Origin of the sequence: Streptomyces camelliae, assembly GCF_027625935.1 — a bacterium.
Classification (GTDB): domain Bacteria; phylum Actinomycetota; class Actinomycetes; order Streptomycetales; family Streptomycetaceae; genus Streptomyces; species Streptomyces camelliae.
In genome coordinates this window covers 1,044,159-1,060,071 of record NZ_CP115300.1, presented here as the reverse complement: position 1 = coordinate 1,060,071, position 15,913 = coordinate 1,044,159, and the positions used below count along the sequence as shown (strand labels likewise).

Genomic DNA, 15,913 nt, shown 5'->3' with positions numbered 1-15,913 from the left:
AGCACGGAGTCAGGAAGATGACAAAACGCGCCTCGGACGTGTCCGCGAGCCCGCCCAGGAGACGCCGCAGCTACACGATCGCGCCGCTCGTCCTCATCGCGGCCAATGTCGTGCTCTTCGCGCTGTTCTTCGTGTGGCCGGCGGTGATCGGGCTCGTCTACTCCTTCACGAACTACACGGGCGTGGGGGCGTTCCAGTTCGTCGGACTGGACAACTACAGCAACCTGTTCGGGGACTCCTCCTTCTACGACGCGCTGACCCGGACGCTGCTGTACACCGTCCTCTTCGTTCCGCTGAACTTCGCACTCTCGCTGCTCATCGCCAACATGCTGGTGAGCAAGCACGCCAAGGGCACGTCGGTCGCCCGCGTCGTCTTCTTCATCCCGTGGCTTCTGTCGCCCATCGTCGTGGGTGTCCTGTGGCGGTGGCTGTTCGGCGAGAACTTCGGACTGGTCAACTACGTCGTCGAGAAGTTCGGCGGGCACGCGATTCCGTGGCAGTCGAACGCGGACCTGTCGTTGCTGGTGGTGGTGATGGCGGCATCCTGGGCCTGGACGGGCTTCTCGATGCTGCTGTTCATCGCGGCGATCAAGAACGTACCGGTGTCGTACTACGAGGCGGCCGCGCTCGACGGCGCCGGACCGTGGCGCCAGTTCATCAGCATCACGCTGCCGAGCATCGCGCCCACCTCGTTCATCGTCATCCTGCTCAACACGATCAACGCGATGAAGGAATACCCGCTGTTCGTCTCCCTCAACAACGGCGGACCCGGAACGTCGAACAACCTGCTTGTCCAGTACATCTATCAGACCGGCTTCCAGCGGGGCCAGATCGGCTACGCGAGCGCCGCGTCATTCGTGCTCATGCTCATCCTGATGGCCGTCGCGATCATCCAGCTGATCGTCAACCGGCGGGTGGAGAACCGATGACAACCACAGACATGGCACGCCCGGTCGACGCCGATCCCGGACGGTCCGTCTCCAAGAAGCGGCCCCGCAGCGCGGGCGGCGGTGGGCTCCGGCGGGCGGTACCCGCCACGACACTGCTGTGGATCCTGGCGTGCCTCTACGGGTTGCCGGTGCTGTGGTTCATCCTCAGCTCCCTCAAACCGGCCGGGGATCTGTTCTCCTACCCGCTGACGCTGGTTCCGCACCACCCCACCCTGTCGGGATACCTGACGGCGTGGCGCAGCGCCAACTTCTCCCAGTACTTCATCAACACGGCCCTCGTGTGCGTGATCACGACGATCCTCACGGTGGGAGCCAGCTGCTGCACCGGGTACGCGCTGGCGAAGTACGACAACAAGTGGCTCAAGGTCTTCTTCATCTGCATCCTGGCCACCACGATGCTGCCGTCCGAGGTCATGCTCGCCCCGGAGTTCCTCGTGGTCCGCAACCTCGGCCTCTACAACTCCTTCACCGGCATCATCCTCCCGGCCGTACTCACCGCGACCGGATGCTTCATGTTCCGCCAGTTCTTCCTGACGGTTCCCGACGAACTCGTCGAAGCCGCACGCATCGACGGCGCCCGCGAACTGTCGATCTTCGCGCGGATCATGGTGCCGCTCTCCCGGCCCATCATGCTGACCCTCGCCATCCTGTCCTTCCAGTGGCGGTGGAACGACTACATCTGGCCGCTTCTGATGCTCAACGACCCCAACAAGTTCACCGTGCAGATCGGCATCCAGAGCATCGTCGGTGCGCAGAACATCAACTGGTCGGTACTGCTCGGCGCATCGGTCATCTCCATGATCCCGCTGATCGTCATCTTCCTGGTCTTCCAGCGCTACGTCATGGGCGCCGACATCAATGCCGGACTGAAGGACTGACCGTGCCCACCCCGCTCGACCACGAGTTCGTCCGCGCGGTGGCCCGCGCCGCCGACCGGCTGGCCGCCCCGCTGGCGGCCGGCCCCGACGAGGAACCCACCGGCGTGCCGCACCGCGGCCTGGCCCGCCGGGTGAAGACTCTGGTCGCGGCGTACCGTTCCCCGGACTCGGCGCTGCACGGCAGCAGGCAGGCCGTCGCCGCCACGATGACCCACCTCCGTGCCCTGCGGGCCGCGCAGACGCCCTCCGGCCTCTTCGCGGGCGGCGACAACGTGCAGTCACCGCCGGACTCCGCGTTCACCGTCAACGACGTGTGCGACGCGCACCTCCTCGCCGCCGGCGCCGGGCCCGAACTGCGCGACGTCACGGCCGCGCTCGCCGAGATCGCCGGCGCCGCCACCGGCAGTCTCCTGACCGGTGGGGTGCACACCCCGAACCACCGCTGGGAGCTGTGCGCGGCGCTGGCCCGGCTGCACCGGTCGTTCCCCGACGACCGGCTGCTCGACCGCGTAGCGGAATGGCTCGCCGAGGGCGTCGACATCGACGCGGAGGGCCTGTACTCGGAACGGAGCGCCATCTACGCGGCCCACGTGTCCAACCCTTCGCTCCTGCTGCTGGCGGGCGTGCTCGGCCGTGCCGACCTGCTGGACGCCGTCGAACGCAACCTCGCCACGACCCTGGACCTCATCAGGCCGGACGGCACGGTGGAGACCGTCCACTCGCGACGGCAGGACCAGAACCACCCGTTCCCGCTGGCGCCCTACCTGCCGCACTACCGGCTGCTCGCGATCCGCACCGGCCGGGGCGACTTCAGCCGGGCGGCCCGGCTGGCGGCCGCCGGCGGCATCGACGACCCCGGCCTGCTCGCCGAGACCCTCCTCACCCCGGACCTGTGCCGTGCACTGCCCGCACCGGCCGTGGAGACACTGCCCCGCGACCGGTACCTCACCACCGCACGCCTCGCCACACGCGCCTCGGCCGGCGCGCACACGGTGGTGTACGGCGGCTCCGACGTCCCCGAGCACCGGCGCATCCGCTCGGGCCTCGCCTGCAATCCCACCTTCCTGCGCCTGTTCGCCGGCGACGCCGTCCTCGACGCGGTCCGTCTCTCGCGGGGGTTCTTCGACATGGGCCCGTTCCGCGCCGCCGGCATGCAACGGCTCACCGACAGCAGCTACCGGCTCACCGAAACCCTGTCGGCCGCCTACTACCAGCCGCTCCCGCCGGGCCGGCGCCGGGACGACGGCGCCTACCGTATGGCGGACGAGGGCCGCTTCTCGGCCGCGATGGCCTTCCCGGACCGGCCTCGGGACGAGGTCTCTCACACGACCCGCGTCGAAGCGGACCTCAGGGAAGACGGTGCCGACCTGCGGATCGACATCAGCGGACCACGGGTTCCCTGGGCTCTCGAACTGACCTTCCGGCCGGGCGGCGTGCCAGAGGGCGCCGTACCGATCGGCGACGGACGCTGGTGCCTGACGACCGGGCCGATGACCTACCGGGTCGGTGACGACGAGATCCGGGTCGAGGCCGACGTCGAGGCAGGCGAACCGCTTGCCGGGCCGGACCGGAGCGACATACTGCGGTACGACCCGGGTCAGGACTACACCGTGGTGGGCGGAACCGATGCGACGACCGGGAACCGCGTCTACCTCGGTGGACTCGGCCCGCACACACTGACCGTCGCACTGCGCGCCCGCCGGCCCGCACCTGCCGTGTGACCCCGACGACCCACGCCATGGCCACCACCGGAATGAAGGGCTGACCTCCTCCCATGCACCTGCCGCGCCAGCTCGGCCCGCTGCACGGTCTGCCGGACACCCCCGAGGCGTACGACGCGGTCCTCGCGGACGTCGTCGAGGCGGCCCTGGCGCGGATCACGCCGGAAGGCAACCTTGAGCACCCGGACGCCGGCGACGACATCGGCGACACCTCGCTCGGCATCACCTCCCTGCTCGCCCTCGCCTGGCAGCGCGGCAAGGACCCCCGCCTCCCCGCGGCCGTCCGCACCAGCCTCGCCTTTCACCTGCGCGAACGCGTCTACACCGAGGACAACCCCGGCTACCCCAACCTGCGTGTCACCAACTCGGGCCTGCCGTACGCCCGTTACGTCCTCGAAGCGGGCGCCCACCCCATCGGTGACTGGCCCAGCACGGTCTGGGCGCTGCTCCAGGCGGTCAACGTCCTCGACGCGGCCGAGGGCCTCGTGTACGGCGAACAGCGCACCGAACTGAGGGAGTTGGCGCACGGCTACTGGCAGTGGCTGACCGAGGCGACCTTCTTCAACCCGCAGGAGGCCGGCAACCAGGCCATCGGCTGCGTGGTCGGCGGCCTGATGCTCGCCCGCCATCTCCCGGACAGCGAGGGGGAGTTGCTGCGTGCACGGGCTTTGCGCCTGTACGCCGAGGAGATCCGCGCCCACCGGGTCCGTGACCGGGGCGCATTGCTGCCGCCTGAGCACGGCGGCGCCTACGACAACAACTACGGCCCGATCTCCCTGTCGTTCCTCGCCCAGGCCCACCGGGTCAGCGGCGCGGAGATGTTCGCCGAGGACGGGGACACCCTTGCCCGCTATCTCGACGCCCGGTTGACCAGCGGCGGCTACGACTGCGGCGGACCCCGCTACAGCGAACAGCACTCCGGCTTCGAATCCGTCCTGGGCCTGCGGTACTTCGGCGCGCGCATCGGCGCCGACCTGGGCCGGTACCGGGGCGACACCCGCTGGGGCCGGCACGCCGTGCAGGGCGACGGCCGGATCGACGGGCACTTCGCCTTCATGCTCGTCTGGCAGATCCAGGACCCGACCCGCTGGCACCGCACCCCGTCCCCCGGCCCCACCCGCCACCAACTGCGCTCCGGCACGGTCTCCGTGGCCTTCGACAGCCGGATGACCCCCGCCCTGATCGAGGCCGCCGGCACCTACTACCTGCCCGCCGCCGTGCGCCGCCAGCACGGCTTCGGCCCGGTCACCGACGGCTTCCTGCTGTGCCGCCCGATGGGCCAGGTACGCGTCCGCGACGTCCGCGCCGACGGGCTCGCCGCCAAACTGGTCACCAAACCGGTCGTCGGCCGCGACCACGTCCTGCGCCATGTCCGCTCGCTGTACGTCACCGACGGCACCAGCCTGTGGGTGACGGTCGCCGTGGAACGCCTCGACGGGGCGCCGTACCTGCTGTCCGGGATGCCGTACGCCGCCGATGACGGCGACCGGGTCCGCCGCACCGCCGAAGGCCAGGTCACGGCGGCGGGCGGTCTGCGCCTCACGCACCCGGCGGCGCCGGGCGACGACCACTTCGACGCCCGCGGCGAACTCACCCAGGAACAGGCCGCGTTCGCCCTCGCCGCCGACCCGCGCGGCTACGGCAACCCGGACGAAGGCTGGCGCCACCTGGTCTCCTCCACCGCCCTGGAGGCCGACCCGGCCCCGGGCGCCCCCGCCGGGCTGCACGTGTTCGCCGTACGGTACGGGCCCGGGGGAGCCTTCGCGCCTGTCTTCGAGGAGGGCCCGGAGGGACTCACCGTGCGCACGGAGGTGTTCACCGCCGTGCTCGGCGAGCCGGTGGGCGAACCCCGGCTGGACATCTCCGCCTGAGGCCCGGTTCAGCAGCCGGCAGCGGCTCGGCGTCCGCCGTACGCCCTCCCAGGATTCACCGGCCGGCACCTCGGGGGACGCGGGGCAGCGCGGTCGGCGGGACGATCAGGTCCGCCCGCCCCCGCGTCGTCTCCACCAGGTCGGCGTTGCGCTGGTCCGTGCCCAGCACCCAGGCCACCGCCTCCTCGTGGCCCTTGCCGAACTCCTCGTGCCGGGCGACCAGCCGGCGGATCCGCTCCTCCTCGGCGAGCTCGCAGAACCACGCCTCGTCCAGGCACGGCCGCACCCGCGCCCACGAACCCTCGGTCAGCAGCAGGTAGTTGCCCTCGGTCACCACCAGCCGGGCCGCCGGCTCCACCGGGATGGCGCCCGCCAGCGGCTGCTCCAGGACCCGCTCGAAGCCGGGCGCGTACACGACCTCCTCGGTGTCCTCGTGCAGCCGGCGCAGCAGCGCCGCGTAGCCGGCCGCGTCGAAGGTGTCCGGGGCACCCTTGCGGTCCCGGCGGCCCAGGCGGTCCAGTTCGGCGTCGGCCAGGTGGAAGCCGTCCATCGGCACATGCGCCGCCCAGGGCGGCCCGTCCCCGTTCAGGGCCCGCACCAGATGCTCCGCGAGGGTCGTCTTGCCCGCACCGGGGCTGCCCGCGATGCCGAGCACGGCACGCCGGCCCTCCCCGGCGAGGGCACGGGCACGGGCGAGGAGGTCGTCGAAGGTCAGCGGCACACAGCACAGTGTGCACCAGGAGTTCGCGCACACATGTGGCGTGCGCCACTCACTGGACGGCGCCTCATGGGGAACAGTGCTGGGTATGACTCAGCTCGGTCTGCCCGACGCAATCCAGGCCTGTCTGTTCGATCTCGACGGGGTCGTGACCAAGACGGCCCTCGTGCACGCGGCCGCCTGGAAGGAGACCTTCGACCCGTTCCTGCGCGACTACGACGGCGCACAGGGGCGGCCGTTCGACGCGGTCGCGGACTACGACGAGTACGTCGACGGCCGTCCCCGCGCCGACGGCGTGCGCGCCTTCCTCGCCTCGCGCGGCATCCAGCTGCCCGAGGGCACCCCCGAGGACCCGCCGGACGCCCGCACCGTGCACGGCGTCGGCAACCGCAAGAACCTCCTGCTTCTTGAGAAGATCCGCACCGGCGGCGTGGAGGCTTACGCGGGCACCCTGCGCTATCTGGAGGCGGTGCGCGCCGAGGGGCTGCGCACGGCGATCGTCTCCTCCAGCGCCAACTGCCGTGACGTGCTGCGCGCGGTCGGCGCCGAGCACTTCTTCGACGTACGGATCGACGGGGTCGTGGCCGCCGAACGGCACCTGCCGGGCAAGCCGCACCCCGACACCTTCCTCGCAGCCGCCCACGACCTCGGCGTCGAGCCGTCCCACGCCGCCGTCTTCGAGGACGCGCTGGCCGGTATGGACGCGGGCCGCGCGGGCGGCTTCGGATACGTCGTCGGCGTCGACCGGGTCGGCCAGGCCGACGCGCTGTACGCGCACGGCGCGAGCATCGTCGTCCAGGACCTCGCCGAGCTGGGAGGCAAGCAGTGATCACCGACCGGTCGTACGCCGTCGAGCCCTGGGCCGTCCGCGAGACCGCCCTCGACCTCGACGTCCTCGCGCAGAGCGAGTCCGTGTTCGCGCTGTCCAACGGCCACGTCGGCTGGCGCGGGAACCTCGACGAGGGCGAACCGCACGGCCTGCCCGGCAGCTACCTCAACGGCGTGCACGAGATACACCCGCTGCCGTACGCCGAAGCCGGGTACGGCTACCCGGAGTCCGGCCAGACCGTCATCAACGTCACCAACGGCAAGATCCTCCGGCTGCTCGTGGACGACGAACCGTTCGACCTGCGCTACGGCCGGCTCGTCGCCCACGAGCGGGTCCTGGACCTGCGCCGCGGGGTGCTGGAACGGACCTGCGAGTGGACCTCGCCGGCCGGCTCCACGGTCCGGGTGCGCTCCACCCGGCTGGTGTCGCTGACCCAGCGCGCGGTCGCCGCCGTCGCGTACGAGGTGCAGGCCGTCGGCTGCCGCAGCCGGGTCGTCATCCAGTCCGAGCTCGTCGCCAACGAGACCCTGCCCGAGTCCGACGGCGACCCGCGCGCGGCCATGGCGCTCCAGTCGCCGCTGGAGCAGGAGGACCACCTGGCCGCCGGCAGCCGGCTGCGGCTGGTGCACCGCACCCGGCGCAGCGGCCTGCGGGTCGCCGTCGCCGCCGACCACGTCGTCAGCGGCCCCGAGCGGACCACCACCCGCAGCGAGAGCGGCACCGACGTGGCCCGCCTCACCGTCACCTCCGTACTGGAACCCGGCCAGACGCTGCGGGTGGAGAAACTGGTCGCGCACGGCTGGTCCGGCGCCCGCTCGCTGCCCGCCATGGCCGACCAGGTCGACGCCGCGCTCGCCGCCGCCGCGCACGACGGCTGGCAGGGGCTGCTCGCGGACCAGCGGGCCTGCCTGGACGACTTCTGGGCCCGCGCCGACGTCGAGGTGGAGGGCGACGAGGAGATCCAGCAGGCCGTCCGCTTCGCCCTGTTCCACGTCCTGCAGGCCGGCGCCCGTGCCGAGCAGCGGGCGATCCCGGCGAAGGGCCTGACCGGCTCCGGATACGACGGGCACGCCTTCTGGGACACCGAGATGTTCGTGCTGCCCGTCCTCACCCACACCGCGCCGGCAGCCGTCGCCGAGGCGCTGCGCTGGCGCCACAACACCCTGGACGAGGCCCGTGAGCGCGCGGCCCAGCTCGGCCTCGGCGGGGCCGCGTTCCCCTGGCGGACCATCGCCGGACCGGAGGGCTCGGCGTACTGGCCGGCCGGCACCGCCGCCTTCCACGTCAACGCCGGGATAGCCGACGCCGTCGTCCGGTACGTCGAGGCCACCGGCGACGGCGCGTTCGAGCGTGAGGTGGGCACGGAACTGCTGGTGGAGACGGCCCGGCTGTGGCGCTCACTGGGCCACCACGACGCACACGGCGTCTTCCACATCGACGGCGTCACCGGCCCCGACGAGTACAGCGCGGTCGCCGACGACAATGCGTACACCAACCTGATGGCCCGGCAGAACCTGCTGGCCGCGGCCGACGCCGTCGAACGCCACCCGGACCGGGCGGCCCGGCTCGGCGCGGACGCGGAGGAGAGCGCGGCCTGGCGGGACGCGGCCGAGGCGATGCACGTCCCCTACAACGAGGAACTCGGCGTCCACGAGCAGCACGCCGGGTTCACCCGCTACCAGCGCTGGGACTTCGCCGGCACCCGCGCCGAGCAGTACCCGCTGCTGCTGCACTTCCCCTACTTCGACCTCTACCGCAAACAGGTCGTCAAGCAGGCCGACCTGGTGCTGGCCATGTACACCTGCGGCGACTTCTTCGAGCGCGGCGAGGGGACGGCGGCCGAGGAGCAGATCGCCCGGAACTTCGCCTACTACGAGCCGCTGACCGTCCGCGACTCCTCCCTGTCCGCCTGCTGCCAGGCCGTCATGGCCGCCCGGACCGGGCATCTGGACCTCGCCTACGCCTACACCGCGGAGGCCGCCCTGATGGATCTGCAGGACCTGGAGCACAACACCCGCGACGGGCTGCACATCGCCTCGCTGGCCGGGACCTGGATGGCACTGGTGGCGGGCTTCGGCGGGCTGCGCCGCGACGGCGAGAGCCTGCGGTTCGCGCCCCGGCTGCCCGAGCGGCTGAGCCGGCTCGCTTTCCACGTCCAGTTCCGCGGCCGCAAGCTGCGCGTGGACATCGGCGCGGACAAGGCCACCTACGAGCTCCTGGACGGCCCGCCGCTCACCCTGCGCCACCACGGCGACCCCCTGACCCTGACCCCCGACGGCCCGGCCGTCCGCCCGGTACCCCCACCGATCCGCCGCCCGACCCCCGAACAACCCCTGCACCGGGCGCCGAACGGGGGGTGAGAGGCGGCGCCGGTACGCGCCTGCGGGGGAGCCCCGACGGCGGTCGGTGGGGCTGCGGTGTCACTGCTCGGGAACGGCGTCCTGCGGCACGGTGGGCGGGCAGTTCGGGCGTGCCGGTGGGCCGGGGCCGACGATCCCGGCGTACCGCTCGTCCTGCGGGGGCGCCTCCGCAGCCGTCGCCGCCCACTCGCCGGTCGCCGGGCTCAGTTCAGGGTGCCGGACAGTAGCCCCAGCCGGTCCTCCGTGGTGCCGGTAGCGAGTGGGGCGGGCGCGGTGAGGGCGGTCGTACGGCCGCCGCTCGCCCTGCGGGCCCCGGCCGGTCGCCGGGCTCAGTTCAGGGTGCCGGACAGTAGCCCCAGCCGGTCCTCCGCGGTGCCGGCAGCGAGTGGGGCGGGCTCGGTGAGGGCGGTCGTACGGCCGCCGCTCGCCCTGCGGGCCCCGGCCGGTCGTCGGGGCTCAGTTCAGGGTGCCGGACAGCAGGCCCAGCAGGTCGCCCGTCGCGTCGGCCGCGAGCAGGGCGGGCAGGGTGGCCAGGGCGAGGACGGCCGCCGCGGCGGGCCACAGCCGGGGCGGCGGCGTCGTCTGGAGGGCCGCGATGCGGCGGGTGACGGCCCGGTCGGTGAAGCCGAGGGCGCAGGCGGCGCGGGTGCGGCCCGCCGTGAGGGCGGCCCGGGCCAGGGCGAGGGCGGTGACGCGGCGGTCGCCGACCGTGGTCGCCGCCTGCTCGTCCGCCCAGCGCTCCACGAGGAAGGCCACGGCCGTACGCACCGGTCGCAGCAGCGGATTGGCCGCCGCGGCCAGCGTCACCGCCGTGACCAGCGCCCCGTGCCGGTGGACGAGGTGCGCGCGCTCGTGCGCGAGCAGCACTCGCCGTTCGGCCGGCGCCAGTGCGCTCAGCATCGCCGAGGTGACCAGGATGCGGCCCGGCCGGCCCGGGATCGCGAACGCCTGCGGCACCTCGGAGGCGGCGACGATCAGCTCGGTGCCGTCCGGCTGCCCCGCGCACAGCCGGCGCAGCGCCCGCCGCGTGGACCGCTCGGCCCGCACGGCCCGGTGCACCCGTACGGCGACCACCAGCAGCACCAGACACGCGCCGAGCCCGATCGCCTCCGGCACCGGATCCATCACCCGGTGCCCGTTCTCGCGGGCCTCCCGGATCACCGGCGGCGTGTCCCCGAGCAGCGCGGCGGCCAGCAGCACCAGCGACCAGGTGGTGGCCAGCGCCGTCACCACGGCGGCCGACGCCAGCACGCGCGCGGCGAGCGCCGGGGCGACCCGGCGGGCGAGCACCGGGCAGACCAGCACCGGCAGCGGCGACAGCACCAGCGGGCCGTACACGTCGAACTTCATGCGCCGCCTCCGGCAAGCAGTTCGCGCAGCGCCCGCTCCTCCTCGGGGCTCAGCCCGGTGACGAACTGCTGCAGTGCGGCGATCGGGTCCGGGCCCCGGTCCAGGGCCTCGTGCATCGCCTCGGCGGTCAGCTCGGCCGCGTTCTTCGCCGGCCGGTACGCACCGCGCCGGCCGTCAGCGTCTCGCAGCACCAGTCCCTTGTCGTACAGGCGTTTGAGGATCGTGTGCACCGTGTTGTAGGCGAGCGCCCCGTCCACCTCGGCCTGGATCTCCGCCGGGGTCAGCGGCCGCTCGGTGGCCCACAGTGCGGCCAGCACCTCGCTCTCCAGCTCCCCGGCGCTTCTCCGCTCCGCCCTGCCGCGGGACTCTGTGCCAGCCATGCCCCAACCTTACAGCGCGTAGTGCGTGGGCCGGGTGGCCCCGTCCGCCCGGCAAGAGCCAGCGATACGGGGTACTTTGGCGGTGTTTTCCCCCGGGGCCGAGGGTGTTGTCACCGTGCGGCGACATGCTCGCGGCTCCCGTGCGAGACCCTACGGGCTGTAGGGTGACAAGGGCTCCGCACGCTGCGGAGGCAAGAGGGGTGATGATGGCCGGCAGCGCGCACGCCACACTCGCCGGACTGCGGCGCGAGCGCGGCCGCCGCACGTCCGCCGGCCGCGCACCGCGCACCACCGCCCCGCTCGCCGCCGTCGCGGCCGCCTTCACCCTGGCCCAACTGCTCCTCGTCCGGCCCGGCATGGGCCTCGGCTGGGACGAGACGGTGTACGTCAGCCAGGTCAGCCCCCAGGCCCCGGCCGCCTTCTTCAGCGCGCCCCGGGCCCGGGGCGTCTCCCTGCTCGTCGCGCCCGTCGCCGCCTGGTCCACCTCCACGGCACTGCTGCGGACCTACCTCGCGCTGCTGTCCGGCCTCGCCCTGTTCCTGGCCCTGCACGCCTGGCGCGGCCTCTTCCCGGCCCGCGTGCTCGCCCTCGCCGGCGCCCTCTTCGCCTCCCTGTGGATCACCCTGTTCTACGGCCCGCAAGCCATGCCCAACTACTGGGTCGCCGTGGGGGCCCTGGCCGCCGTCGGCTGCTTCCTGCGCGCCGGCGCCGGGCGATCCGCGCTGTGGGGCCTCGCGGCGAGCGGTGCGCTGATGGCGTGGATGCGGCCCATGGACGCCGTCTGGGCGGTGCTGCCGCTCCTCGCCGTCGGCCTCGCCCGCCGCCGGTGGCGGACACTGGCGGTGCTGCTCGCCGGGCTCGCGGCCGGTGCCGCCCAGTGGGTGATCGAGGCGTACACGAGCTACGGCGGCCTCGCCCACCGGCTGTCGCGGGGCTCGGCGATACAGGGCGGTCTCGGCTGGCACTTCGCCGTCACCGACCAACTGCGCAGCCTCGGCGGCGACACGCTGTGCCGGCCGTGCACCGGCGGCCTGCCGAATCCGGTGATCACCGTGTGGTGGTTCGTCCTGCCCGTGCTCGCCGGACTCGGACTCGCCGTCGCCGTCCGTGCCCGCCGCCCGGCCGCCACGGCGCTCCCCCTCGCCTGCGCGGCGAGCGCCGCGTTCCCGTACCTGTTCCTGATCGGCTACGCGGCCCCCCGCTTCCTGCTCCCGGCCTACGCCCTGCTCGCGCTCCCGGTCGCCGACGCGCTCGCACATCTCCTCACCGCACCGCGCCGCCGGGTCGTCGCCCCTCTGCTCGGCCTCGGGCTCGCCGCCCACCTGGCCGTACAACTGACCGTCCTGACGCACACGGTGGACCGCACGGCCCAGGCCCACAAGGCCTGGTCCCGCACCGCCACCGCCCTGCACCGGCTCGGCGTCCGCCCGCCCTGCCTGCTCACCGGCGACGACGCCCTTCCCATCGCCTTCTACGCCGGCTGCTCCTCGGTCGCGACCGACGGCCCCAACGCCAACAGCGCACCGGCCCGCATCGCCGCCACCGCCCGCCGTACTCGTACCAACAGGCTCCCAGCCACCGCCGTACGCCCGCGCATGGCCGGCCGAATCCCTCGGCGGACAGTGGCTGTACTACTCCGTACCGGGGAGCGGCCGATGACACGCGCAGGCAGTGAATGCGCCGTCGCCACCGTCCGGGGGACCGCGGTCGCCCCGCTGGTGTCCGCAGGGGTGCGAACGCCCGGCCGTGCCCTTGGCCGGCCGGCCGAACCCCTCGGCGGACAGCGGCCGTACTCCTCCGTGCCCGGGGGCCGCCGATGACGTCCCCGGGCACGGAACTCGTCGCGCCGGACGATGCCGCGATCCCCGTCCGGCGCCGCGCGCACTGGCACGCCGGTGTGCTGCTCGCCGTTCTGCTCGGCGGGCTGTACCTGGCCCGGCGGCACTGGCCCGCGCTGGAGAGCGGGGCCGGGCGGCTGGCGGGGGCCGATCAGGGGTGGATGCTGGTCGGGGCGACCGCGGCACTCGGCACCTGGGCGGCCTCGGCGCTGGCCCAGCAGGGCGCGGTCCTACGGCGGCTCCCCGGACCCCGGCTGGTCGCCGCCCAGTTCGCCGCCTCCGCCGCCAACCACCTGCTCCCCGCCGGGCTCGGCGCGGGCGCGGTCAACCTGCGCTTCCTGATGCGCTGCGGACTGCCCGCGGGGCGCAGCGCCAGCGCCCTCGCCGTCAAGGCCACCGCCGGCGCCGTCGTCCGCCTGACGCTGATCGCGCTCCTCGCCCCCTTCTGCCCGGGCCTGCTGCGCCTGCCGGACCTCTCCGCGACCGCCCTCCTCGGTGCCCTCGGCGCCGCCGCCCTCCTGGGCGTGCTGTTCGCGACCCCACTGTGGCCGCGCTGCCGCCCCGCCCTCGCCGCCGTACTCGCCGACATCCGCGCACTGCACGCCAGTCCGGCCCGCGCGGCGGCCCTGTGGGGCGGCTCCCTCGCCTTCGCCGCCCTCCACTCCACGGTCCTCGTCGCGGTCACCCGGGCCGTCGGACTGCCGCTGCCCCCGCTCCAGGTGGCCCTGCTGTACCTCGCCGCCAGCAGCGCCGCCGCCCTGCTGCCCACCCCGGGCGGACTCGGCTCCCTGGACGCGGCGCTCGCGCTCGCCCTCACCGTCTCCGGCGCCCCCGGCGCGGCCGCCGCCTCCGCCGTGCTCGGTTACCGGCTGCTGACGGTGTGGCTGCCCCTGCTGCCGGGGCTGCTCGTGCTCGGGGTGCTGGTGCGGCGCAAGGCCCTCTGAAAGACGGGGAGTTTCCCGCGGGCCCGCTTCAGGTAGGAGTCGGGTGTCGCATGTCGCAGCAGGAGGGGGAGAGCCATGCCGGGAAACGGGACAGCGGGGCTGCCGGACGAGGCGTTCTTCACGCCGGGGACGTCGTCCTTCACCGAGTTCCTCGCCGCGCACCGACCGGAGATGCTGCCCACCGCGCCCCCGCTGCCCGCCGGGGTGCGGACGGCACCGCACAGCTTCCCGCACGGCACCACCGTCCTCGCCCTGACCTACGGCGACGGCGTCCTGATCGCCGGCGACCGCAGGGCCACCATGGGCAACCTCATCGCCCAGCGCGACCTGGAGAAGGTGCACCCCGCCGACGACCACACGGCCGTCGCCTTCGCCGGCACCGTCGGTCTCGCCGTGGACATGGTGCGCCTGTACCAGGTCGAGCTGACGCACTTCGAGAAGATCGAGGGCACCCCGATGACCCTGGCCGGCAAGGCCACCCGGCTCGCGACCATGATCCGGCAGAACCTCGCCCAGGCCATGCAGGGCCTCGCCGTCGTCCCGCTGCTCGCCGGGTACGACCTCACCGCATCCGAGGGCCGCCGCGGCCGCATCTTCGGCTTCGACCCGGCCGGCGGCCTGTACGAGAAGTACGACTTCTACGCCGAGGGCTCCGGCTCCCCGTACGCCCGCGGCGCCCTGAAGAAGCTGTACCGGCCGGGCCTGACCCGCCGCGAGGCCGTCCTCGCCGCGCTGCAGGCGCTGTACGACGCGGCCGACGACGACTCGGCGACCGGCGGTCCCGACCTGAACCGCCGTATCTTCCCCGTCGTGGCGTTGATCACCGAGGACGGGTTCGAGCGGCTCTCGGTGCCGGAGACCGAGGAGCTGAGCCGGGAGATGATCCTGCGCCGCGGTGACCGCCCGGACGGACCGCACGCCACGCCCTGACCGGCGCCGGCCGGGTGCTCAGGATGCGTTCAGGTTCTTCCTGGCACCGTCGGCGCCATGACATCAGAGACCTCTGCGGCCACGGTGGCCGGCACCACCGCGCCGGGCCGTGTGCGCTGGAACAAGGTGCCCGAAGTCACCGTCTACTTCTGGGTGATCAAGGTGCTGTGCACCACGGTCGGCGAGACCGCCGCCGACCTGCTGAACGAGAAGGCCGGCCTCGGGCTGACCGGAGTCTCGCTGCTGATGAGCGGCCTGCTCGCGGTGGTGCTCGTGGTGCAGTTCCGCACCAAGGCCTACCGCGCCGGGGTGTACTGGCTCGCCGTCGCCCTGATCAGCGTCGTCGGCACCCTGGTCAGCGACAACCTCACCGACAACATGGGCGTGGCGCTGGAGACCACCACGACCGTCTTCGCGATCGCCCTGGTGATCGTCTTCGCCCTCTGGTACCGCACCGAGCGCACCCTGTCGATCCACCACATCGACACCACCCGCCGCGAGGCCTTCTACTGGCTCGCCGTCCTGTTCACCTTCGCGCTCGGCACCTCGGCCGGTGACCTGGTCGCGGAGAAGATGGACCTCGGCTACTGGGTGTCCGCCGTGCTGTTCGCCGCCGCCATCGCCGCGGTCGCCCTCGCCCGCTTCGCGCTCGGCCTGGGCGCCGTGACGAGCTTCTGGATCGCGTACATCCTCACCCGGCCGCTCGGCGCCTCCGTCGGCGACTACCTCTCCCAGCCCACCGGCGACGGCGGCCTGGGCCTGGGCACCGTGGTGACCAGCGCGCTGTTCCTCGCCGTCATCCTCGCCCTGGTCGTCTTCCTGATCGTGACCCGCAAGGACGTCACCGAGGAACGGGCTCAGCAGCAGACCGCCTGACCGTTGTCACCCCGTAGGCAGGGGTCACCACGAACCGCGCCCCGGGCCCGTGCCCGGGGTCGTGGCACACCTCACCCCCTGCTGACCTGGCCTCGATGCGCACCGGGCCGTCCGACCGGGTCGCGCTCAGCGTGACCGTCGTACGGGCGTGGCGCACCGTGTTGGCCGGCAGTGGACTGATGATCCGTCGGTCGCTGTTCTTGCCCGGCGCGCAGGAGCGGACTCGCGCGAGTGCCGACCCGCCTGCTGCCGGCGCCGACGTCGTATC

General features: G+C 73.2%; 12 protein-coding genes and 1 pseudogene. 10 read left to right on the top strand and 3 right to left on the bottom strand.

Annotation, left to right across the window (positions count from 1 at the left end):
* The first annotated feature begins 17 nt into the window (after positions 1–17).
* The 4 genes from O1G22_RS05025 to O1G22_RS05010 are packed head-to-tail and all read left to right on the top strand — an operon-like array spanning position 18 to position 5,420.
* On the top strand, positions 18–929 hold the full coding sequence (locus O1G22_RS05025) for a carbohydrate ABC transporter permease (protein WP_270080172.1): 912 nt from the start codon (positions 18–20) through the stop codon (positions 927–929).
* Positions 926–1,828: a carbohydrate ABC transporter permease gene (locus O1G22_RS05020; protein ID WP_270080171.1), complete on the top strand. Its 903-nt coding sequence runs from the start codon at positions 926–928 to the stop codon at positions 1,826–1,828. The genes O1G22_RS05025 and O1G22_RS05020 overlap by 4 nt, the downstream gene beginning before the upstream one ends.
* A 2-nt stretch (positions 1,829–1,830) precedes the next feature.
* On the top strand, positions 1,831–3,549 hold the full coding sequence (locus tag O1G22_RS05015; RefSeq protein ID WP_270080170.1) for a hypothetical protein: 1,719 nt from the start codon (positions 1,831–1,833) through the stop codon (positions 3,547–3,549).
* 53 nt (positions 3,550–3,602) lie between these two features.
* Positions 3,603–5,420, top strand: a complete 1,818-nt coding sequence (locus tag O1G22_RS05010; RefSeq protein ID WP_270080169.1) for a hypothetical protein — start codon at positions 3,603–3,605, stop codon at positions 5,418–5,420.
* A gap of 55 nt (positions 5,421–5,475) precedes the next feature.
* Here the strand turns inward: O1G22_RS05010 and O1G22_RS05005 are convergent, their stop codons facing one another.
* A complete protein-coding gene (locus tag O1G22_RS05005; protein WP_270080168.1) occupies positions 5,476–6,141 on the bottom strand; it encodes a nucleoside/nucleotide kinase family protein in 666 nt (221 codons plus the stop codon).
* A gap of 85 nt (positions 6,142–6,226) precedes the next feature.
* On the opposite strand from O1G22_RS05005, the gene O1G22_RS05000 reads away from it, so the two are divergent.
* Together O1G22_RS05000 and O1G22_RS04995 are read left to right on the top strand one after the other, a co-directional pair.
* The gene (locus O1G22_RS05000) at positions 6,227–6,967 is read left to right on the top strand and encodes a beta-phosphoglucomutase family hydrolase (RefSeq protein ID WP_270080167.1); all 741 of its coding nucleotides are present in this window, start codon (positions 6,227–6,229) and stop codon (positions 6,965–6,967) included.
* On the top strand, positions 6,964–9,327 hold the full coding sequence (locus O1G22_RS04995; protein WP_270080166.1) for a glycoside hydrolase family 65 protein: 2,364 nt from the start codon (positions 6,964–6,966) through the stop codon (positions 9,325–9,327). The genes O1G22_RS05000 and O1G22_RS04995 overlap by 4 nt, the downstream gene beginning before the upstream one ends.
* A gap of 456 nt (positions 9,328–9,783) precedes the next feature.
* Here the strand turns inward: O1G22_RS04995 and O1G22_RS04990 are convergent, their stop codons facing one another.
* Positions 9,784–10,677: a M56 family metallopeptidase gene (locus tag O1G22_RS04990; RefSeq protein WP_270080165.1), complete on the bottom strand. Its 894-nt coding sequence runs from the start codon at positions 10,675–10,677 to the stop codon at positions 9,784–9,786.
* Entirely contained in the window at positions 10,674–11,057 is a 384-nt protein-coding gene (locus O1G22_RS04985) for a BlaI/MecI/CopY family transcriptional regulator (protein WP_270080164.1), read from the bottom strand. The genes O1G22_RS04990 and O1G22_RS04985 overlap by 4 nt, the downstream gene beginning before the upstream one ends.
* Before the next feature lie 206 nt (positions 11,058–11,263).
* On the opposite strand from O1G22_RS04985, the pseudogene O1G22_RS04980 reads away from it, so the two are divergent.
* The 4 genes and pseudogenes from O1G22_RS04980 to O1G22_RS04965 all read left to right on the top strand — a co-directional run bounded on the left by O1G22_RS04980 (position 11,264) and on the right by O1G22_RS04965 (position 15,645).
* Positions 11,264–12,716, top strand: a pseudogene (locus O1G22_RS04980) (hypothetical protein).
* Positions 12,717–12,873: 157 nt separating this feature from the next.
* Positions 12,874–13,839 (top strand): lysylphosphatidylglycerol synthase domain-containing protein, encoded by a 966-nt coding sequence (locus O1G22_RS04975; RefSeq protein ID WP_270080163.1) that lies wholly within the window; start codon positions 12,874–12,876, stop codon positions 13,837–13,839.
* Between the two features lie 75 nt (positions 13,840–13,914).
* Positions 13,915–14,769, top strand: a complete 855-nt coding sequence (gene prcB / locus O1G22_RS04970) for a proteasome subunit beta (protein ID WP_270080162.1) — start codon at positions 13,915–13,917, stop codon at positions 14,767–14,769.
* Between the two features lie 57 nt (positions 14,770–14,826).
* Positions 14,827–15,645, top strand: coding sequence for a COG4705 family protein (locus tag O1G22_RS04965; RefSeq protein ID WP_270080161.1), 819 nt, complete (start codon positions 14,827–14,829; stop codon positions 15,643–15,645).
* Positions 15,646–15,913 lie beyond the last annotated feature (268 nt).